This window comes from Ruegeria jejuensis (genome assembly GCF_041537905.1).
Classification (GTDB): Bacteria; Pseudomonadota; Alphaproteobacteria; order Rhodobacterales; family Rhodobacteraceae; genus Ruegeria_C.
Genome location: NZ_JBGRUO010000003.1, coordinates 78,298 through 96,600 on the forward strand (window position 1 = coordinate 78,298; position 18,303 = coordinate 96,600).

Annotated in this window: 17 protein-coding genes; 8 read left to right on the plus strand and 9 right to left on the minus strand. The window is 60.2% G+C overall.

The features are described 5' to 3' along the window. Window positions 1-7: 7 nt before the first annotated feature. The 5 genes from AB1E34_RS04715 to AB1E34_RS04735 form a co-directional block, all read right to left on the minus strand. Window positions 8-1,171 carry a serine hydrolase domain-containing protein gene (locus AB1E34_RS04715; protein WP_372571181.1) on the minus strand — a complete coding sequence of 388 codons (1,164 nt, stop codon included), beginning with the start codon at window positions 1,169-1,171 and terminating at the stop codon, window positions 8-10. A gap of 72 nt (window positions 1,172-1,243) precedes the next feature. Further along, a complete protein-coding gene (pth, locus tag AB1E34_RS04720) occupies window positions 1,244-1,930 on the minus strand; it encodes an aminoacyl-tRNA hydrolase (RefSeq protein WP_372571182.1) in 687 nt (228 codons plus the stop codon). Between the two features lie 139 nt (window positions 1,931-2,069). Further along, entirely contained in the window at window positions 2,070-2,723 is a 654-nt protein-coding gene (locus AB1E34_RS04725; RefSeq protein ID WP_372571183.1) for a 50S ribosomal protein L25/general stress protein Ctc, read from the minus strand. Window positions 2,724-2,837: 114 nt separating this feature from the next. Next, window positions 2,838-3,449, minus strand: a complete 612-nt coding sequence (locus tag AB1E34_RS04730) for a hypothetical protein (protein WP_372571184.1) — start codon at window positions 3,447-3,449, stop codon at window positions 2,838-2,840. A gap of 20 nt (window positions 3,450-3,469) precedes the next feature. After that, complete coding sequence (locus tag AB1E34_RS04735) at window positions 3,470-4,639, minus strand: alpha-hydroxy acid oxidase (protein WP_372571185.1); 1,170 nt, start codon at window positions 4,637-4,639, stop codon at window positions 3,470-3,472. A gap of 132 nt (window positions 4,640-4,771) precedes the next feature. Here AB1E34_RS04735 and AB1E34_RS04740 point away from each other — a divergent pair, with 132 nt between their 5' ends. Both AB1E34_RS04740 and AB1E34_RS04745 read left to right on the plus strand, forming a co-directional pair. Continuing rightward, the gene (locus AB1E34_RS04740) at window positions 4,772-5,923 is read left to right on the plus strand and encodes an Acg family FMN-binding oxidoreductase (RefSeq protein ID WP_372571186.1); all 1,152 of its coding nucleotides are present in this window, start codon (window positions 4,772-4,774) and stop codon (window positions 5,921-5,923) included. Then, the gene (locus AB1E34_RS04745) at window positions 5,920-6,375 is read left to right on the plus strand and encodes a MarR family winged helix-turn-helix transcriptional regulator (RefSeq protein ID WP_372571187.1); all 456 of its coding nucleotides are present in this window, start codon (window positions 5,920-5,922) and stop codon (window positions 6,373-6,375) included. The genes AB1E34_RS04740 and AB1E34_RS04745 overlap by 4 nt, the downstream gene beginning before the upstream one ends. Before the next feature lie 78 nt (window positions 6,376-6,453). On the opposite strand, the gene AB1E34_RS04750 is transcribed toward AB1E34_RS04745, so the two are convergent. The 3 genes from AB1E34_RS04750 to AB1E34_RS04760 form a co-directional block, all read right to left on the minus strand. Then, entirely contained in the window at window positions 6,454-7,182 is a 729-nt protein-coding gene (locus tag AB1E34_RS04750) for a hypothetical protein (RefSeq protein WP_372571188.1), read from the minus strand. 17 nt (window positions 7,183-7,199) lie between these two features. Continuing rightward, entirely contained in the window at window positions 7,200-7,991 is a 792-nt protein-coding gene (trpA, locus tag AB1E34_RS04755; protein WP_372571189.1) for a tryptophan synthase subunit alpha, read from the minus strand. A 79-nt stretch (window positions 7,992-8,070) separates the two neighbouring features. Further along, window positions 8,071-8,538: an acyloxyacyl hydrolase gene (locus AB1E34_RS04760; protein WP_372571190.1), complete on the minus strand. Its 468-nt coding sequence runs from the start codon at window positions 8,536-8,538 to the stop codon at window positions 8,071-8,073. 198 nt (window positions 8,539-8,736) lie between these two features. Between AB1E34_RS04760 and ychF the strand changes: the two genes are divergently transcribed. From ychF to fdhF, 4 genes are all read left to right on the plus strand, one after another. Further along, window positions 8,737-9,834 carry a redox-regulated ATPase YchF gene (gene ychF, locus AB1E34_RS04765; RefSeq protein ID WP_372571191.1) on the plus strand — a complete coding sequence of 366 codons (1,098 nt, stop codon included), beginning with the start codon at window positions 8,737-8,739 and terminating at the stop codon, window positions 9,832-9,834. 114 nt (window positions 9,835-9,948) lie between these two features. Then, window positions 9,949-10,830: a LysR family transcriptional regulator gene (locus AB1E34_RS04770; protein WP_372571192.1), complete on the plus strand. Its 882-nt coding sequence runs from the start codon at window positions 9,949-9,951 to the stop codon at window positions 10,828-10,830. An 85-nt stretch (window positions 10,831-10,915) separates the two neighbouring features. Further along, window positions 10,916-12,619, plus strand: coding sequence for an NAD(P)H-dependent oxidoreductase subunit E (locus tag AB1E34_RS04775; RefSeq protein ID WP_372571193.1), 1,704 nt, complete (start codon window positions 10,916-10,918; stop codon window positions 12,617-12,619). A gap of 17 nt (window positions 12,620-12,636) precedes the next feature. Next, window positions 12,637-15,414 (plus strand): formate dehydrogenase subunit alpha, encoded by a 2,778-nt coding sequence (gene fdhF, locus AB1E34_RS04780; protein WP_372571194.1) that lies wholly within the window; start codon window positions 12,637-12,639, stop codon window positions 15,412-15,414. Window positions 15,415-15,465: 51 nt separating this feature from the next. On the opposite strand, the gene AB1E34_RS04785 is transcribed toward fdhF, so the two are convergent. After that, window positions 15,466-16,086, minus strand: a complete 621-nt coding sequence (locus tag AB1E34_RS04785) for a TetR/AcrR family transcriptional regulator (protein WP_372571195.1) — start codon at window positions 16,084-16,086, stop codon at window positions 15,466-15,468. A gap of 130 nt (window positions 16,087-16,216) precedes the next feature. Here AB1E34_RS04785 and AB1E34_RS04790 point away from each other — a divergent pair, with 130 nt between their 5' ends. After that, window positions 16,217-16,741 carry a thioesterase family protein gene (locus AB1E34_RS04790; protein WP_372571196.1) on the plus strand — a complete coding sequence of 175 codons (525 nt, stop codon included), beginning with the start codon at window positions 16,217-16,219 and terminating at the stop codon, window positions 16,739-16,741. A gap of 397 nt (window positions 16,742-17,138) precedes the next feature. Next, window positions 17,139-18,149 (plus strand): AraC family transcriptional regulator, encoded by a 1,011-nt coding sequence (locus tag AB1E34_RS04795; RefSeq protein ID WP_372571197.1) that lies wholly within the window; start codon window positions 17,139-17,141, stop codon window positions 18,147-18,149. Window positions 18,150-18,303 lie beyond the last annotated feature (154 nt).

The window sequence follows — 18,303 nt, forward strand, 5'->3', positions numbered from 1 at the left end:
GTCCATCTTACAGATTTTGCGCGATCTGTCTGAACATTTCCAGATTGCTTTCATGGACACCCTCGTCACGAAACCCGCGATCTGCAGCGGTCATCACGATCAGCACGCCACGCGGTTTGTCGAAATAGAGGTATTGCCCATAGATGCCGCGGCCAAAAAACTCGCCCTCCTGCGCATCCGCAGGTATCCACCATTGATACCCATAACCGTCTTGTCCCGCTTTGGTCGGGGCGCTGGCGGAGGTGGAGTCCGCAATCCAGTCCGCTGGGACGATCTGTTTTCCACCATAAGTCCCGTCCTGCAGAATCATCTGCCCGAAACGGGCGAAATCGCGGGTGGTGAAGTTGAGGCCGCCCAGAACAAAGGCCACGCCAATACCGTCTGTGAGGTAATAGCCGTCGCGTTCCAGCCCCAGAGGTTGCATGATCTTCTCGGTCAGCAATTCAGGAATGCTGCGCCCGGTCGCGCCCCGGACCACCATGCTGATGATATGGGTGTCGATGGAGACATATTGCCAGGTCTCGCCGGGTTCGGCGAAGGTCTCGGTCAACGAGGCCGCAAAATCGTCCATCTTGCCGCCCAATGCCAGAACCCGGCCCATCCGGTTGATGTCGGAATTGTAGTCGAAGTAGTCCTCATCGAAAACCACGCCGCTGGCCATGTTCAGCACGTTGCGGATGGTTGCGGCCTCATAGGCGGTGCCCTTGAGTTGCGGCGCATATTTGACCACCGGATCATCCAGGGAACTGATTGCGCCGTCTTCCAGCAAAACCCCAAAAAGCGCCGAAAGGTAGCTTTTTGCTACCGACCATGAGATGCGCTGATCCTCGGGGCTGGTGTCGAGAAAGTACTGCTCATAGCGGATATCGCCATCTTTCAACACCAGCAGGGACGTCGCTGTTCGCGCTTCCAGCCATTGGTCGGCCCCCTGTGGCAACTCGAATTCTGCGCCATAGGCAAACTCGCTGGTCGGGCCGCTTCCCCGTGGCAGGGTTGTGGAGAGAAAGGCCACGTCCATATTCGAGAAATTCTCAACGATCTTGTCGGCGTCAAACACCGAGTTCGCGGCCAGCAGGCGCCCGATTTCTTCGCGCTTCCAGATCCCGACGACTAATACCGCCAGCACAAGTGCCAGAACGATCCGCAACAGCCATTTCACGATCATCCGCATGAGGTCCTCCTGTTTGGCGGTACCGTGGCAACTGACAGCCGTCCGGACAACGACGACGTTAGGGCACATCGCTTAGCGAAAGCGGTCCATCAGCTTCTGCATCTGGGTGCGGGTGTCTTCGGGGGGCTGTTCGGCGCGCGCGGGCGCGGCCTCGGGCTCTTTCTTGGCGGGCCGGGTGTTGGATGATCGGGGCGGTGCGGTGCGCAAGGCAACCGCGTTCATGAACCTGCCGCCATCGCCCTCGGCCAGTTGCGGGGCACCGTCCGAGACCCCGCGCAGAACGTCATCCAACCAGCTTTCATCGGCCTTGGAGAAATCGTGCAGCACATAGCCCGAGACCAGTTCTTTGCGGCCCGGATGTCCAATGCCCAGGCGCACCCGGTCATACGCCGCGCCGATATGGTCATGGATCGAGCGCAGCCCGTTATGCCCGGCATGGCCGCCACCGGCCTTGACCCGGACCTTGCCGGGGGCCAGATCAAGCTCATCGTGGAACACGGTGACATCGGTTGAGTCGAGCTTATAGAAACGCATCGCCTCGCCCACGGACTGGCCCGAGCGGTTCATGAAGGTCTGGGGCTTGAGCAGCAGGATCTTCTCGTTGCCCAGACGGCCCTCGGCGATCTGGCTCTGAAACTTGGATTTCCAAGGGCCGAACCCGTGATCCTCGGCGATCCGATCCACGGCCATGAAGCCGATATTGTGCCGGTGGCCGGCATATTGCCCGCCCGGGTTTCCCAATCCGACAAACAGTTTCATGGCTGCGCTCCAAGCAAGTCTTGCTCTCAGAGTAGATGCACCGATTTGGCCCGGATTTCCAGCCAGATATCCGCAAATCCAAGCGGCACAAAAAAACGGAGCCCGCAGGGGCTCCGTTCCGATCCTCATGTGATGAGGATTATTCTTCTGCGGCTTCTTCCGCTTCGACGGCTTCTTCCGCCTCTGCGCCTTCGCCTTCTTCATCGTCATCCGCCGATGCCAGACCCGACGGGGCGGCGATGTTGGCGATCACGAAGTCGCGGTCGATGGTCGGTTTGGTGCCTTCGGGCAGAGTCACGCCCGAGATGGTGGCCACGTCGCCGATTTCCATTTCCGAAAGATCAACAACGATCTTCTCGGGAATCTCGCCAGCGGTACACATCAGTTCAACCTCGGGACGCACGATGGTGACAACGCCACCTTTGCGCAGGCCGGGGGCCACGTCTTCACCAACGAACTCAACCGGGATGAACAGGTTGATCTTGGTGGTGCGGCGCAGGCGCATCAGGTCCAGATGGGTCGGCAGGTCCTTGACCACATCGCGCTGCACGTCGCGGCAGATGACGCGGACGTCGTCGTGGCCTTCGACCTTCAGGTTGAACAGGGTCGACTTGAACCGACCCGCTTTCAGGCGCTTGAACAACACGTTGAACGGAATCTGGATCGGCAGCGGGTCTACGTCGCCACCAAACACAATGCCCGGAACCATACCGGCGCGACGCGCCTGACGAGCGGCGCCCTTGCCTGTCCCCGTCCGTTCCAGAGCTACGAGATCAGGAATCTCACCAGCCATGATAAATCTCCAAAGTTAGGGCAGGGTGCCTCCAAGGCTGTCACCCCGCGTGAAGCCGCGCGTATAGACCAGACTGTTGGGTTTGAAAAGGCCCATTTCGCAGGCTTGGCCCGCCTAGCTTCGCAGGTGGCCCTCGGCGTCGCACAAGCGCGCGTAAAGCGCAAATTCCGCAGCCCGTGCCTGATGCAGCGCGTGCAAGGTCGAGGGGCTGAGTTCAAGCTCCACTTCGGGCGATTCATTCTGGGTCTTGAGCTCCGGCGGCTCGCCAAAGCGCTGGGTCAGGAACGCTTCGAATATCTCGAATTGCTCGTATCGGAACAGATGGTCGATCAGCAATTCACCCTTTTTGCTGGTCAGCATCCGGTGCTGGCTGCCAATCACGGCATGTTCGGGCGGCTCGTCGCTGAGCAGGTCCTGAACAAAACTGTCAAAGCTCATGCCACCGGTATAGCGGTCGGTTCCTTTCAACTCGTCACGGGTGCGATAGCGGTACCAGCTACCGATCTGATCAAGCGGATCGCGCATGATGGCGACGGTTTCGGGGTACAGCCGAAAGGTGTCCGCCAGAAACGGCTTGATCTTGCTGTGGTAGCGCTGCGCCGGCATGTGTTTGCGCCGCCCCAGAAGCGCCACATCCGCCTGCCTCCGATAGGCCAGTTCGAACGCGGTTGTCCCGGTTTTGGGAACGGCAATAAATGCCAGACAGGGATCGGAAAAGATCAGCATGGCGCCACTTTAGGAGCAATTCAGATATTCTGCCAGCGGCCTTCGAAATCTTCGGGAATCAGCAGGTTATGTCGGCCAAGGTCCGTCACGTGGCGCTCGCCGCACAGCGCCATGGTGGTGTCGAGCTCTTTGTGGATCACGTCCAGTGCGGTGGTGACGCCCTGCTGGCCCATCGCGCCCAGACCATAGACAAAGGCACGCCCGATAAAGGTGCCTTTTGCCCCCAGCGCCAGCGCCTTGAGCACGTCCTGACCGGAGCGGATGCCGCTATCCAGATGTACCTCGATATCATCTCCGACCGCATCCATGATCTGCGGCAGCATGCGGATCGAGCTGAGCGCGCCGTCCAATTGCCGGCCGCCGTGATTCGACACCACGATCGCATCGGCGCCCAGTTTGACCGCCATCTTCGCATCTTCGGGGTCAAGGATTCCTTTCAGGATCACCTTGCCGTCCCATTGCTCCATCAGCTTTTCGATCTTGGCCCAGTCCAGCGTCAGATCGAATTGTTCGGCGGTCCAGGCCCCGAGCGAGGAGGCGTCCGAAATCCCATCGACATGGCCGACAATATTGCCGAATTCGCGCCGATGCGCGCCCAGCATGCCGATGCCCCAACGCCACTTGGTCATCAGGTTAGCCACAGTGCTGAGCGTCAGTTTCGGCGGCGCGCTCAGCCCGTTTTTCAGGTCTTTGTGCCGCTGGCCGAGGATCTGCAGATCAAGCGTGATCACCAGCGCCGAGCATTTGGCGTCCTTGGCCCGCTGGATCAAACGGCTGGTATAGTCCTGGTCGCGCATCGTGTAGAGTTGGAACCAGAACGGGGCGGATGTTGCTTCGGCCACGTCCTCGATCGAGTTGATCGACATGGTCGAAAGCGTAAAGGGCACCCCGAAGGCTTCGGCCGCCCTAGCCGCCTTGATCTCGCCATCGGCGTGTTGCATGCCGGTCAGCCCCACCGGGGCCAGAGCCACCGGCATTGCCACATCCTGTCCGATCATCTGGCTGGTGGTCGACCGGCCCGACATATCGACTGCAATTCGCTGCCGCAGACGCAGTTTCTCGAAATCCGAGCTGTTCTCGCGAAAGGTCTGCTCGGTCCAGCTACCGCTTTCGGCATAGTCATAGAACATGCGTGGCACACGACGCTCATGGATGCGCTTGAGATCGTCAATGTTTGTAATCACGGGCATTTTCGAGGAACTCCGAATTTGGTAAAAATTATTTACCAATTTGAAATTCACTTTGCAATAGGGAATAGCTGTCTGTTTGACTAGTGCGATATTGAGCTATATTGGTTCAATATCGCACTAAAGGGGTCGCTGATGACCCTGAGTCGCAGAAAGACCCTCGCTTTGCTGGGTGGGGGTGCCATTGTTGCCGCAGGCGCTGCCACCGCCGGTTTCGTATCAACCCGGACGCCGCAGGATGCACTGCGGCCCTGGTCGCTGGCCGGGCAATATTCCGATCCGCGCAAACGCGCACTGAGCTATGCCATCCTTGCCCCGAACCCGCATAACCGGCAGCCTTGGCTGGTCGATCTGGGGCATGAGGACGAGGTAACGCTCTATGTCGATACCAACCGTCTGCTGCCCCATACCGACCCGTTCGGCCGCCAGATCGTTGTCGGGCTGGGCTGTTTTCTGGAGCTGCTTTCGATAGCGGCCGCGCAGGACGGGTATCGCGTTGCGTTCGATCTGTTCCCCGATGGCGAACCGGACCTGAATCTGGACAACCGGCGCATCGCTGTGGCGCGTTTCATCCCTGAAAGCGGTGGCGAAGAAGCGGATCTTTTTGCGCAGATACTGAACCGCCGGTCGCTAAAAGAACCCTATGACATGGCGACACCGGTCGGGGCCGAGGTTCTGACATCTCTTGAACAGGCGGTCGGAAAGGGCAGCAACGTAGCCACAACCAACGCGCCGGACATGGTGCAGAGCCTGCGTGATCTGACCGCAGATGCCCTACAGATCGAGTTCGAAACGCCCCATACCTACAAGGAAAGCGTCGATCTGTTCCGGATCGGCAAGCAAGAGGTCAGCGCCAATCCCGACGGGCTCGATTTCTCTGGTCCGATGTGGGAGATGATGCGCCTCACCGGTCTGTTCTCCCGCGAGGCGGCGCTTGACCGCGACGGGTTTGCTTATAGCTCCGGCCTCGACATGGTGCGCGGCACGGCACAGGCCAGCATGGCCTATATCTGGCTGGTGAGCGACGAAAACTCCCGCGCCGACCAGATCGCGGCGGGGCGCGACTGGGTGCGTCTCAACCTCGCGGCCACTGCGCAGGGTCTGGGAGTGCAACCCATGAGCCAGGCGCTACAGGAATTCCCCGAGATGGTCGGGTTGTACCAAAAGGTGCATGAATTGCTGGCCCCTGAAGGTGGAACCGTGCAAATGTTGGGCCGATTGGGATATGGCCCGCAGGTTCCCCAAAGCCCGCGCTGGCCGCTGGACGCGAAAGTACGAACCGTTTGACATCACAGGACGCGCCGCCGCTGGTCTTTCAGGTCTTCAATGAGATCGGCATCATCGAACAGCTCAGCCGCACGGTGCTTGAAGCGCATATGCCCAAGGGCCTGATCGCCCCGCATTTCGGCGTGCTCAACCATCTTGTGCGGGTGGGGGATGGCAGTACGCCCATGGCGATGGCGCGGGCGTTTCAGGTCCCCAAGACCTCGATGACGCACACAGTTGCTGGGCTTGTGAAACACGGGCTGGTCGAGATGCGGCCAAACCCCGAGGATGGTCTTTCGAAACAGGTCTGGCTGACCGAAGCGGGCCGAACCCTGCGCGCACGGATCATCATCGACATGAGCCCACAATTCGAACGTCTGGCCCGCGATTTCGATATCTCGAAATTGCAGGACATCCTGCCGGTTCTGACCGAGCTGCGGATTTACTTCGACGAAAACCGCAATAGGGTGTGAACGGCATGGGCACGCCCACGGATCGCCGACGCAAGGGTCGGCTGCGGGCGTGATCTATTGGGGCTTGCGTCCTGAAGCTTATGCGTCTGCCGCTTCAGGAACAGGTGCTGAAGTCTCATAGGCCAGACACAAGGCAGCGGCGGTCAACATGATCGTGAACATGCCAGAAACCTCGCCCAGAATGCCGAGCGCTGTCCCAATGACCGGGCCTGCGTTGACGGGGATGTGGCTTGCCAGCGCAATCAGTGCGACGAGTGACACAATGCTGAACAGCCCGTTGCCCGCGATCAGGCGCCAGATAGTTTTCCAGAATGAACCTCTGCCGCGCCGGAATGCGGTAGTGATCGACATATCGCCCTCCATGGCCGCCGCGGGTAAAACCGTCCCGACAAGCGCGGCGACGACGTAAAACACCAATGCGGCAGGAACCAGAGCCAGCATACCGGCACCGAAGACAGAGCCCTTGTCGACTTCCGGGAGCAAACCAAAGATCAGATAGAAAAAGAAACCCCAGACGCAAGCTGCGAAAAGCCAGAACAGGCCCATTCTCCAGCAGAATGGCCAGAGCCTGCCCGCAAGCGGCCCATCCTTTCGACCGGGGAAAATATCCGCCTTGGTGGTTCGCTCCTCGGTCAGCAAAAGCCGGTGACAAAATAGCGCGACAAGTGTGTAGAAAACCAAAGATGCGCCGTTTGTAGAGCTAGAATCCAAAAAAAGCTTCAGCAGCGCCATCACAACGGACAGCGCAAAGAACAGCATGAAGTTCGCGGCGAAGGTGCGCAGCGCACGGGCATAGACTTTTATCATTTTTGTGCCGTGATCTCTCAGACCGAATGCGCGCCGTCTGACAGTGATTTGACGAAATCCAGCACCTCACCCACCGGCTTGCCTGCGCCGATCTGGCTGACAATGGCTGAGCCCACGACGGCACCGTCAGCAACGCTGGCGATGGCGCGGGATTTCTCGGGCGTGTTGATGCCGAACCCCACGATCACCGGCAGATCGGTGGCGGATTTGATGCGCGCTACTTCCGGGCCGACATCGGTGGCCTGCGCCTCTGCCGCGCCGGTGATGCCGGTGATCGAGACGTAATAGACAAAGCCGGACGTGTTCTGCAGCACGCGGGGCAGGCGCTTGTCATCGGTGGTGGGTGTGGCCAGACGGATGAAGTTCAGCCCCGCTTCCTGCGCCGGTATGCACAGCTCATCATCTTCTTCCGGCGGCAGATCGACGACGATCAGCCCATCGATGCCGGCGGATTTGGCATCGCGCAGAAACGTCTCGACGCCGCGATTGTAGATCGGATTGTAGTAGCCCATCAGCACGATCGGCGTGATGTCGTCCTCTTCGCGGAACCGGCGCGCTAGCTCAAGCGTGCGCTCAAGCGTCATGCCCGCATCCAGCGCCCGTTGACCGGCTAGCTGGATTGTTGGGCCGTCCGCCATGGGATCGGTGAAGGGCAACCCTAACTCGATCACGTCCACACCTGCGCCGGGCAGACCCTTGACCACCTCAAGCGAGGTGTCGAAATCCGGGTCGCCCGCCATGATATAAGAGACGAAAGCCTTCTTCCCTTGCGATTTCAGGGCGGCGAACTTGGCGTCGATACGGGTCATCGGGTTTCCTTGCAGTCAGGGTTCGACCTGATGTGCAGAAACTTGTCCCGAAAATCAATCCCGCCGCGTGCGGTAAGGCTCAGAAAGAGAAGTGATAGCGCAGCAGCGCCTCGTTCACGCCGGGGTTGAAGTCTTCGGTGCTGGCATTGGATTTGTGCGCGATGGCAAGCGACAGCTTGTTGCCGTTGTCAAAGGCGTAGCCCACGCCAAACAGGCTGCGGATCTGGAAATTTCCACCCAGATCGTTGCGGCTTTCGCCTTCGAAATAGGCTCCCGGCATTACGCTGCCTTCCAGAAACCAGCTTTGGCCAAGCTGGTAGACCCCATAAAGGCCCGCGCCGATATGCGTGTCACCGCTCGTATCAAATGACAGTGTGCCACCCCAACCGGCGCTGAATCGCGCCGCTTCGTGAAAAGGCGCGTGATGGTAGTCGAGCGCAAAAAGCGCCTGATCCTTGCCCTCGTTGTTCGAAAAGTCAGCGTAACCTGCGCCAACAATCAGGCTTTGAGCCTGCGCGACCGTGGCCCCTGCGGTGAGCAGGACCATAATAAAGAGAATTCTGATCATTGTCCCCGTTGAACTTTCCCATTTTTTTACCTCCGTAAATATTGAGTGCCCAAGGTTAAGTACAGTGACGAGGGCGTGAGCGATGCACTTGACGCCTTGCAGTGTTGCAAATGCGCCCGCTTGCGCATCTACGCCAAGCTGCCTAGAAGCAGCCGCGACTGACTTCAGGAGACTGTCATGGGCTTTAGAATGGGAATCGTGGGTCTGCCCAATGTGGGCAAGTCGACCTTGTTCAACGCGCTGACCCGAACGGCGGCGGCGCAGGCGGCGAATTTTCCGTTTTGCACCATCGAACCCAATGTGGGCGAGGTGGGGGTGCCCGATGACCGTCTGGACAAGCTGGCCGCGATCGCCAGCTCGAAACAGGTCATCCCGACCCGCATGACCTTTGTCGACATCGCCGGGCTGGTAAAAGGCGCCTCGAAGGGCGAGGGGCTGGGCAACCAGTTTCTGGCCAATATTCGCGAGGTCGATGCCATCGCCCATGTGCTGCGCTGTTTTGAGGATGGGGATGTCACCCATGTCGAAGGCCGCGTCGATCCGGTGGCTGATGCGGACACGATCGAGACCGAGTTGATGCTGGCCGATCTGGAAAGCATCGAGAAACGCCGCGCCAATCTGGTGCGCAAGCTCAAGGGCAACGATAAGGAAGCCCAGCAACAGGACCGCTTGCTGGCTGCCGCGCAGGAGATGCTGGAGGAAGGCAAGCCCGCGCGGCTGGTTGAGGTGGATGCCGAAGACGCCCGGGCCTGGAAGCTGCTGCAACTGCTGACCACCAAACCCGTGCTCTATGTTTGCAATGTGGGCGAGGCCGAGGCCGCAGAGGGCAATGACCACTCCGCCAAGGTTGCCGCGATGGCGGCAGAGCAGGGCAATGCCCATGTCATCATCTCAGCTCAGATCGAGGAAGAGATCAGCCAGCTCGAAGAGGATGAGGCGGCGATGTTCCTTGAAGAGATGGGGCTTGCCGAGGCCGGGCTCGACCGATTGATCAAGGCGGGCTACGAGCTTTTGCATCTGGAGACCTACTTTACCGTCGGCCCGAAAGAGGCGCGGGCCTGGACCATCCGCACCGGGACGGCCGCACCGCAGGCCGCAGGTGTTATCCATGGCGACTTCGAAAAGGGCTTCATCCGGGCCGAAACCATCGCTTATGACGATTTCATCGCTTGCAATGGCGAACAGGGAGCCAAAGAAGCGGGCAAGATGCGCGCCGAGGGCAAGGGATATGTCGTCAAGGATGGCGACGTGTTGCATTTCCTGTTCAACACGTGATCTGTCAAACGGTGCGCTGCCCCGGACCCCGGGCGATTCATTGCGAGAAGTCATTGCGGGGCCTGCGGGACGTGTCATTATGGTCAGACTTGTCGACATTGCCCGGATACCCTCTTGATTGATCTTAAAGATCTGCAATTGCTTACCGCCCTTGCGCGGCACAAGCATTTCGCCAAGGCCGCCGAGGCCTGCGGGATTTCCCAACCGGCGTTTTCGATGCGAATCCGTGGGCTTGAGGGGCGGCTTGGGGTCTCGATCGTGCGCCGGGCCAATCGGTTTCAGGGGCTGACCGAAGAGGGCGAGATGATTGTCCGCCGGGCCCGCCGCATTCTTGACGATACCAAGGCGCTGGAGCAGGAGGTGCAGGCAGCGCGCGGGGCGATCACCGGGACGCTGATCCTGGGCGTTGTCCCGACTGCGCTGGCTTTTACCGGCGAATTGACGCGCAAGGTGCATGAGGCGCATCCCCGGATTGTCACGCGGATTGAGGCGCTGTCGGCGACGGCGATCCAGAACAAGCTGGACGATGGCTCGATCGATGCGGGCGTGACCTATGGCGACAGCATCGGGACTGATCTGCGCATCGTGCAGCCGCTTTATGACGAAACCTATGTGCTGTTGATGCCCGCGCATATGACCGATGCGACCGGACCGATGCCCTGGTCGCAGGTGGCGGATTACCCGCTCTCCCTGCTTGAGCCGCAGATGCAGAATCGCCGCATCCTGAACCATATCTTTGCCGATCAGGGCCTACATCCGCAGGTGGTTGCCGAAACCAGCGGCTTTACCGCCTCACTTGTGCTGGCGCGCGAGGGGCTGGCTGCGACCGTGCTGCCTGAGATTCTGGTGGCCTCGCTGGGCGCGCTTGAGGGAACTGTTGTGCGCCCGCTGACCGATCCGATGGTCAGCAAACCGATCTGTCTGGCTACGCTGGACCGGGACCCTGATCTGCCGACAATTGCCGCTTTGCGGGACGTGGTTGCCTCTTTGTCGTGATAATTTGTCGTGATCGTGCCATTCGAATTCAAGATTTGATGATACATCCCGCTTATGAAACAGGGGACCTCAATCGGAGGGCATCATGGCACCATTGGATACCAAGCCATCGGGCGACAAAAAGGGCGTCTGGAAGTCAGGTAAAGGCAAGGGGCGGCGCACGCCCAAGGGCCGTCAGTTCACGGATGAGGCGCTGGAAGAAGTTCAGCGCCTGCTGGGGGACCGCCCTCGCCGCCGCGACCTGCTGATCGAGTTTTTGCATCTGATCCAGGATGCACATGGTCATTTGTCTGCGGATCATATCTGTGCGCTGTCGGCAGAGATGAAAGTTGGTCAGGCCGAGGTGTATGAAACTGCGACCTTCTATGCCCATTTCGATGTGGTGAAAGAAGATGAGGCGCCGCCGCCCGCGCTGACCATCCGGGTCTGCGATTCGCTCTCCTGCGAAATGGCAGGGGCCCAGCAATTGCAGCAGGCGCTGGAAGACGGGCTGGATGCGAGTCAGGTTCGCGTGCTGCGCGCGCCCTGCATGGGGCGTTGCGACACCGCGCCGGTGCTTGAGATCGGCCACAACCATATCGACCATGCCACGCCCGAAAAGGTGCAGCAGGCGATTGCCACAGGCGACACCCATCCACATCTGCCCGATTATGAAGGTTTGGCCAGCTATGCGGCGAATGGCGGCTATGAGGTCCTGAAATCCCTGCGCGCCTCCGGAGATTGGGAGCAGGTGCAGGAACAGGTGCTGGCCTCGGGCCTGCGCGGTCTTGGCGGGGCGGGCTTTCCATCGGGCAAGAAATGGGGCTTTGTGCGCGCCAATGACGGCCCGCGCTATCTGGCCGTGAACGGGGATGAGGGCGAGCCGGGCACCTTCAAGGACCGCTACTATCTCGAACGCACGCCGCATGTGTTCCTTGAGGGGATGCTGATCGCCGCCTGGGCGGTCGAGGCGCAGACCTGCTTCATCTATATGCGCGACGAATACCCGGCCGTGCTGGAGATATTGCGCCGCGAGATCGCCGCGCTGGAAGCAGCGGGCATTGTCGCGCCCGGCTATATCGACCTGCGGCGCGGGGCCGGGGCCTATATCTGCGGTGAGGAATCCGCGATGATCGAATCGATCGAGGGCAAGCGTGGCATGCCACGCCATCGCCCGCCTTTTGTGGCGCAGGTCGGCGTGTTCGGGCGACCCACGCTCGTGCATAATATCGAGACGCTTTATTGGGTCTCCAAGATTTGCCGCGAGGGGCCGGACTGCCTGAACAGCACCGAAAAGAACGGTCGTAAGGGGCTGCGCAGCTATTCGGTTTCGGGCCGGGTCGCCAAGCCGGGTGTCTATCTACTGCCCGCAGGCTCGACCATTCTGGATGTGATCGAGGCTGCCGGGGGCATGGTCGAGGGCCACTCCTTCAAGGCCTACCAGCCGGGCGGGCCGTCCTCGGGCCTGTTGCCCGCGTCGATGGATGACATTCCGCTCGATTTCGACACGTTGCAGCCGCATGGCACCTTCATCGGCTCGGCGGCGGTTGTGGTTCTGTCCGATCAGGACACCGCCCGCGATGCGGCGCTGAACATGCTGCGGTTCTTCGAGGATGAAAGCTGTGGCCAGTGCACCCCCTGCCGGGCGGGCTGCGAAAAGGCGGTGAAGCTGATGCAGGCCGAAAGCTGGGATCAGGATCTGCTGAGCGACCTGTGTGACGTGATGGCGGATGCCTCGATCTGTGGCTTGGGGCAGGCGGCGCCGAACCCGATCCGGTTGGTCATGAAACATTTTGCAGACGAAATCTGAAGGACAGGGAACGAGCCATGCTTGACGCAAGCGAAACCAAAACCGTGACCTTCAGCCTCAATGGCGAAGATGTCACCGTGCCCGAAGGCTGGACCATCTGGGAGGCCGCCAATGGCAAGGGTCTGGTGATCCCGCATCTGTGCCACAAACCCGCGCCCGGCTATCGCCCGGACGGCAATTGCCGGGCCTGCATGGTCGAGGTGGAAGGTGAACGCACGCTGGTTGCCTCCTGCATCCGCCCTGCCGCTGATGGCATGGTGGTCACGACCGATAGCGAGCGGGCCGAGAAATCCCGCGCCATGGTGATGGAACTGCTGGTGGCCGACCAGCCCGAGGTGGCCCATGATGCCTCTTCGCATTTCTGGGATATGGCGGCGATGAACGGGGTGGACGAGAGCCGCTTTCCCGCCAAGGCGCCAGAGACGATTCCGCTGCTGGATGCCAGCCATGTGGCGATGCGGGTCAATCTGGATGCCTGCATCAGTTGCAATCTCTGCGTCCGCGCATGCCGCGAGGTGCAGGTCAATGACGTGATCGGCATGGCCGGTCGCGGCGCGACATCCGAGATCGTGTTTGACCAGAACGACCCGATGGGCGCGTCCTCCTGCGTGGCCTGCGGCGAATGCGTGCAGGCCTGCCCGACCGGGGCGCTGATGCCTGCTACGGTTCTGGATGATGAGCAGGCGGGTGACAGCAAGGACTATGATCGCGAGGTCAAGTCGATCTGCCCGTTCTGCGGTGTGGGCTGCCAGCTCAGCTACAAGATCAAGGACAACAAGATCAAATATGTCGACGGGATCAACGGCCCGGCCAATGAAAACCGTCTTTGCGTCAAGGGGCGGTTCGGCTTCGACTATATCAGCCACCCGCATCGCCTGACCAAGCCGCTGATCCGCAAGGAAGGCATGCCCAAAGGGCTGAATGTGGACCCCGCCAATGTGCACACCCATTTCCGTGAAGCGACCTGGGACGAGGCGCTGGATGCCGCCGCCAAGGGGCTGTCGGACCTGCGCGCTGAGAAGGGGACCAATGTTGCGGGCTTCGGCTCGGCCAAATGTTCCAACGAAGAGGCTTATCTGTTCCAGAAACTGATCCGGCAGGGCTTTGGCCATAACAATGTGGACCACTGCACACGGCTCTGCCATGCCTCGTCGGTATCGGCGCTGCTGGAAAATGTCGGTTCCGGCGCGGTGACGGCGACCTTCAACGAGATCGAGAATGCAGACGTGGCCATCGTCATCGGCTGCAACCCGATCGAGAACCACCCCGTCGCGGCCACCTATTTCAAGCAGTTCACCAAGCGTGGCGGCAAGCTGATCGTTTGCGACCCGCGCGGCGTTGGCATGGGCAAATTCGCCACCCACCGGCTGCAGTTCAAGCCGGGCGCGGATGTGTCGATGCTGAACGCGATGATGAATGTGATCGTCGAGGAGGGCCTCTACGATCAGCAATATATCGAAGGCTACACCGAGAACTGGGACGAGATGAAAACCCATCTCGCCGCCTATACGCCCGAGAAGATGGCGCCGATCTGCGGGATCGAGCCGGATGTGCTGCGCCAGGCGGCGCGCGATTTCGCAACCGCGCGGGCTGGCATGATCTTCTGGGGGATGGGCATCAGCCAGCATATCCACGGCACCGATAACTCGCGCTGCCTGATCTCGCTGGCGCTGATGTGCGGCCATGTAGGGCGTCCGGGTACCGGCCTGCACCCGCTGCGCGGCCAGAACAACGTGCAGGGCGCCTCGGATGCCGGGCTGATCCCGATGTTCCTGCCCGACTACCAGTCGGTGATGGATGACGGTGTGCGTTCCGCCTTTACCAGCGTCTGGAACAGCGGCGATTTCTCGAACGAGAAGGGCCTGACGGTGGTCGAGATCATGGATGCGATCCATGCGGGTGATATCAAGGGTATGTATATCCTGGGCGAAAACCCGGCCATGTCGGACCCGGATGTGGATCATGCCCGCGCGGCGCTGGCCAAGCTGGACCATCTTGTGGTGCAGGATATCTTCCTGACCGAGACGGCGAACTATGCCGACGTGATCCTGCCCGCCAGCGCGTGGGCGGAAAAGACTGGTACTGTCACCAACACCAACCGTCAGGTCCAGATGGGCCGTCCCGCCGTGACACCTCCGGGTGAGGCAAAGGAAGACTGGTGGATCGAGGTGGAATTGGCGAAGCGGCTGGGTCTGGACTGGACCTATACCCATCCCAGCCAGGTCTTTGCCGAGATGAAGCTCAATATGGGCTCGCTCGACAACATCACCTGGGAACGGCTCGAGGGCGAGGCGGTGACCTATCCCTCACTCAGCCCCGAAGATCCCGGTCAGGCGATCGTGTTCGGCGATGGCTTCCCGCGCCCCAACAGGCGCGCCCGCTTTACACCGGCCAAGATCGTTGAGCCGGATGAGCGCCCCGATGCGGAATATCCGTTTGTTTTGATCACCGGGCGACAGCTGGAGCATTGGCATACCGGCTCGATGACCCGACGCTCGCATGTGCTGGACTCGGTCGAGCCCGAAGCGAACTGTTCGATGCACCCGAGAACGCTGCGCCGCATGGGGGTTGCCCCCGGTGACGCAGTCCGCCTGACCACCCGTCGTGGATCGGTCGAGGTTATGGTGCGCGCGGATCGCGCCATCGCCGAGGATAATGTCTTCCTGCCCTTTGCCTATGTCGAGGCGGCGGCGAATATCCTGACCAACAGTGCGCTTGATCCTTTCGGCAAGATCCCCGAGTTCAAGTATTCGGCGGTGCGGATCGAGCCTGCTGCGGCGGTTGCTGCCGAATAGCCAACGCTTGGCACTGAATCTAAGGAAGGCGACCTGAGGCGGTCGCCTTTTTCAATCGTTCAGATGTCGGGACATGAAGCGGCCCACATCGCTCTGACTGGGGCGCTGGCCGGTGAAGACCTCGACGAAATCGGGCATTCGGGCGACATGTTTCCAACGGGTCTCGTGCACCTGCATCGAAAGATGGCCGATCTGGGTATAGATCACGGTCATCGCACGCACTTCGGCCTCGGTGTCGGAATAGCCGAAATGGGTGAACATGGCCTCGATCGCTTGCCTGCGCCGGTCGTCTGCGGCATCGACGTGGGCTTGCAGGGCGGGATCGGTCCGTGCCCAGTTGCGGATCGCCAGATCCATGCGCGAATCGAATAGCTCCTCATCCAGCCAGCAGTCGAAGATGTTGAAGATCGCCTCGCAGATGGTTTCGGCATAGGCCTCGGTGCGGGCGACCAGATTGCCGGTATTGCGTGCCTCCCACCTTTCGATCAGCGCATCCAGAAGTGCCGCGCGATCCTTGAAGTGCCAGTAGAAGCCGGTGCGTGACAGGCCCAGTTGACTGGCCAGCGGCATGATCTTGACGGCATCAATGCCGGACTCACAGAGAATTTCGGTTGCGGCATCCAGCCACAAATCAGCGGAACCGCGCTGGCGGGTATCGGGGGCACTCGTCATGACTGCCCGATAGCATTGCCATATCCGGGCGACAATCACTTCGCCGCATATGCGCGCAGCTTTGCCGGTGCTTCCTTTGCGCCGCGATGCACGGCAGGATAGGGCAGGGGAGCTGGCAAGGAGCAGGGGCATGTCAGAAGAAACAGAGCCGAAATCGGGTCATGACGGGCCCTATCCCGCGCCGGTCGTGGTCAGCGGGTTGACGGTTGATCCGGGTTGGATCGATTATAACGGACACATGAATGTCGGCTATTACGGCGTTGCCTTCGATCAAGCGCTGGAGGTCATGCTGGATGAACATCTGGGGCTGGGCGAAACCTATGTGCGCACCGCCGGGCATGGTCCATACATCCTTCAGTCGCATCTGCATTTCACCCGTGAATTGCTGGAGGGCGCCAGATACGCCATCCATTACTGGCTGGCCGATACGGATGCCAAGCGGCTGCACTATTACGCGGAAATGTTTGCCGAGGACGATGGCGCGCTTTGTGCCACGCAAGAGGCCTTGATCGTCAATGTCAGCCAAGCCACCGGGCGTTCGGCCCCGTTTCCCGACTGGGCGCTGACCCGGCTGGCGCGGATGGCGGTAGAGCATGAAAACCCGGACCTCGCGGCGCGCCTTGGCGCGCCGCTCGGTATCCGCAGAAACTCGTAACCCACACGAGGGAATAAGCACCCGGCCGCACGTCCTGTCCGTAGGACACCCCCAAGTGCGACCGGGCGGCTGCGCAGCACCTTGATGCCGGCTAGCAAAACCATTTGCCCTAAATTTTATGGGCTTGTCCCGCACTCTGGTTTATTGCTGGTTAATTGCCTATCTCGCTGGAAACAATTCGGTTTTTGACCTTTGATTGGCAGGGGATAAGGCTTGGCCGCCTTGTGTCTGCCACAGTCCCGTAATCTCGAATCACGGGGGCAGCTGTGGCCGCTACGCACGCGCGCTAAATTCCGTGCGCCATATTGCCCGGCGCAAAGGAAACGGCCTATGGTATCCACAATGACAACTGATTTGACGACGATGCCCCTTCAATTTTCACGGATACCTTTGCCGAATGCCTAGCACCTCACCAAGGCATGGGGCCGTCTACGTCAAAGAGCTGGCCATCGACCTGTTGGCGCAGGGATACAAGCCCCATCAGGTGTTTGACCGCACCGGCATATCTCCGGACATCATCCATCAGGAAAAACCTTTCGTGCCCTTTGAGGCGATCGCCTCCTTCTTTGAACATGCGGTAGAGTTGACCGGCGAAGACACGTTGGGCTTTGATCGTGGCGCGCAGCGCGAAATGCGCCGATCCGGGGTAATCTGCTATGTCGGAATGGCGGCCCCGACCGTTCTGGACTTCATCAAGAACATCGCGCGCTACCGGCGGGTCTTCAGCGATGCGGTTGAGATCGATGTCGATCAATTGGACAGCGACGGCATCCTGCGTTGGTATTTTGCGGTCCCGACCCAGATACGTCGCCGTCAATATGTGGAGTTTGGCGCCTCGGGCCTGCTTCATGCCATGCGCCAAGCCGCAAATCGCGAATTTCGACCGCGCCTGGTGACCTTCCACCATATGCGCAACCGAAATCAGGACCGGTTTCGGCAGTATTTTGGCTGCGATGTCAGATTTGGCGAGGCCGAGAACGCCTATCATTTCCGGCGCGAAGATCTGGATCTGCCGTTGTTGACCGCCGATAACGATCTCTATTCGGTTCTGACCGAGTATTGCGAGGCCATCCTCAGCGATAAATCGCGCAACCTGCCGCCGCTGATTGTCGATGTCGAACGGGCCATCGCCGACCGGCTCGCCAAGGGCGAGGTCAGCCAGGAAGAAGTGGCGCGTGCCATGGGCATGAGCCCGCGCACCTTGTCGCGGCGCCTCGCGGCTGAGAATACCACGTTTTTCAAGACGTTGGAGCAACTTCGCCGGGCGCTGGCGGTCAGCTATCTCAAGGATAGTGATCTGGTTCTGGCCGAAATTGCCTTTCTGCTGGGCTATTCTGGATTAAGCAGTTTCAATGACGCGTTCAAACGCTGGACCGGGCAGACACCGGGTCAGTTCCGGCTCGTCTGAAGGCAGGCCGGTTGTGCGGCTTTAATTAATTTACTTTGCGAAATAAAAAGGCTACGATGCGCTGAACCGTGCCCTGTTCGGGCCCAATTGCATACAGATCTCTGGCAGTTTTTCGGGGCGCCCGTTGGTCCCGACGCTACTGCGTTATACCAGA

Excerpts from the sequence above, each read along its gene's own strand:
- AB1E34_RS04715 (WP_372571181.1), bottom strand. The coding sequence starts at position 1,171 with ATGCGGATGATCGTGAAATGGCTGTTGCGGATCGTTCTGGCACTTGTG.
- pth (WP_372571182.1), bottom strand. The coding sequence starts at position 1,930 with ATGAAACTGTTTGTCGGATTGGGAAACCCGGGCGGGCAATATGCCGGC.
- AB1E34_RS04725 (WP_372571183.1), bottom strand. The coding sequence starts at position 2,723 with ATGGCTGGTGAGATTCCTGATCTCGTAGCTCTGGAACGGACGGGGACA.
- AB1E34_RS04730 (WP_372571184.1), bottom strand. The coding sequence starts at position 3,449 with ATGCTGATCTTTTCCGATCCCTGTCTGGCATTTATTGCCGTTCCCAAA.
- AB1E34_RS04735 (WP_372571185.1), bottom strand. The coding sequence starts at position 4,639 with ATGCCCGTGATTACAAACATTGACGATCTCAAGCGCATCCATGAGCGT.
- AB1E34_RS04740 (WP_372571186.1), top strand. The coding sequence starts at position 4,772 with ATGACCCTGAGTCGCAGAAAGACCCTCGCTTTGCTGGGTGGGGGTGCC.
- AB1E34_RS04750 (WP_372571188.1), bottom strand. The coding sequence starts at position 7,182 with ATGATAAAAGTCTATGCCCGTGCGCTGCGCACCTTCGCCGCGAACTTC.
- trpA (WP_372571189.1), bottom strand. The coding sequence starts at position 7,991 with ATGACCCGTATCGACGCCAAGTTCGCCGCCCTGAAATCGCAAGGGAAG.
- AB1E34_RS04760 (WP_372571190.1), bottom strand. The coding sequence starts at position 8,538 with ATGGTCCTGCTCACCGCAGGGGCCACGGTCGCGCAGGCTCAAAGCCTG.
- ychF (WP_372571191.1), top strand. The coding sequence starts at position 8,737 with ATGGGCTTTAGAATGGGAATCGTGGGTCTGCCCAATGTGGGCAAGTCG.
- AB1E34_RS04775 (WP_372571193.1), top strand. The coding sequence starts at position 10,916 with ATGGCACCATTGGATACCAAGCCATCGGGCGACAAAAAGGGCGTCTGG.
- fdhF (WP_372571194.1), top strand. The coding sequence starts at position 12,637 with ATGCTTGACGCAAGCGAAACCAAAACCGTGACCTTCAGCCTCAATGGC.
- AB1E34_RS04785 (WP_372571195.1), bottom strand. The coding sequence starts at position 16,086 with ATGACGAGTGCCCCCGATACCCGCCAGCGCGGTTCCGCTGATTTGTGG.
- AB1E34_RS04790 (WP_372571196.1), top strand. The coding sequence starts at position 16,217 with ATGTCAGAAGAAACAGAGCCGAAATCGGGTCATGACGGGCCCTATCCC.
- AB1E34_RS04795 (WP_372571197.1), top strand. The coding sequence starts at position 17,139 with ATGCCTAGCACCTCACCAAGGCATGGGGCCGTCTACGTCAAAGAGCTG.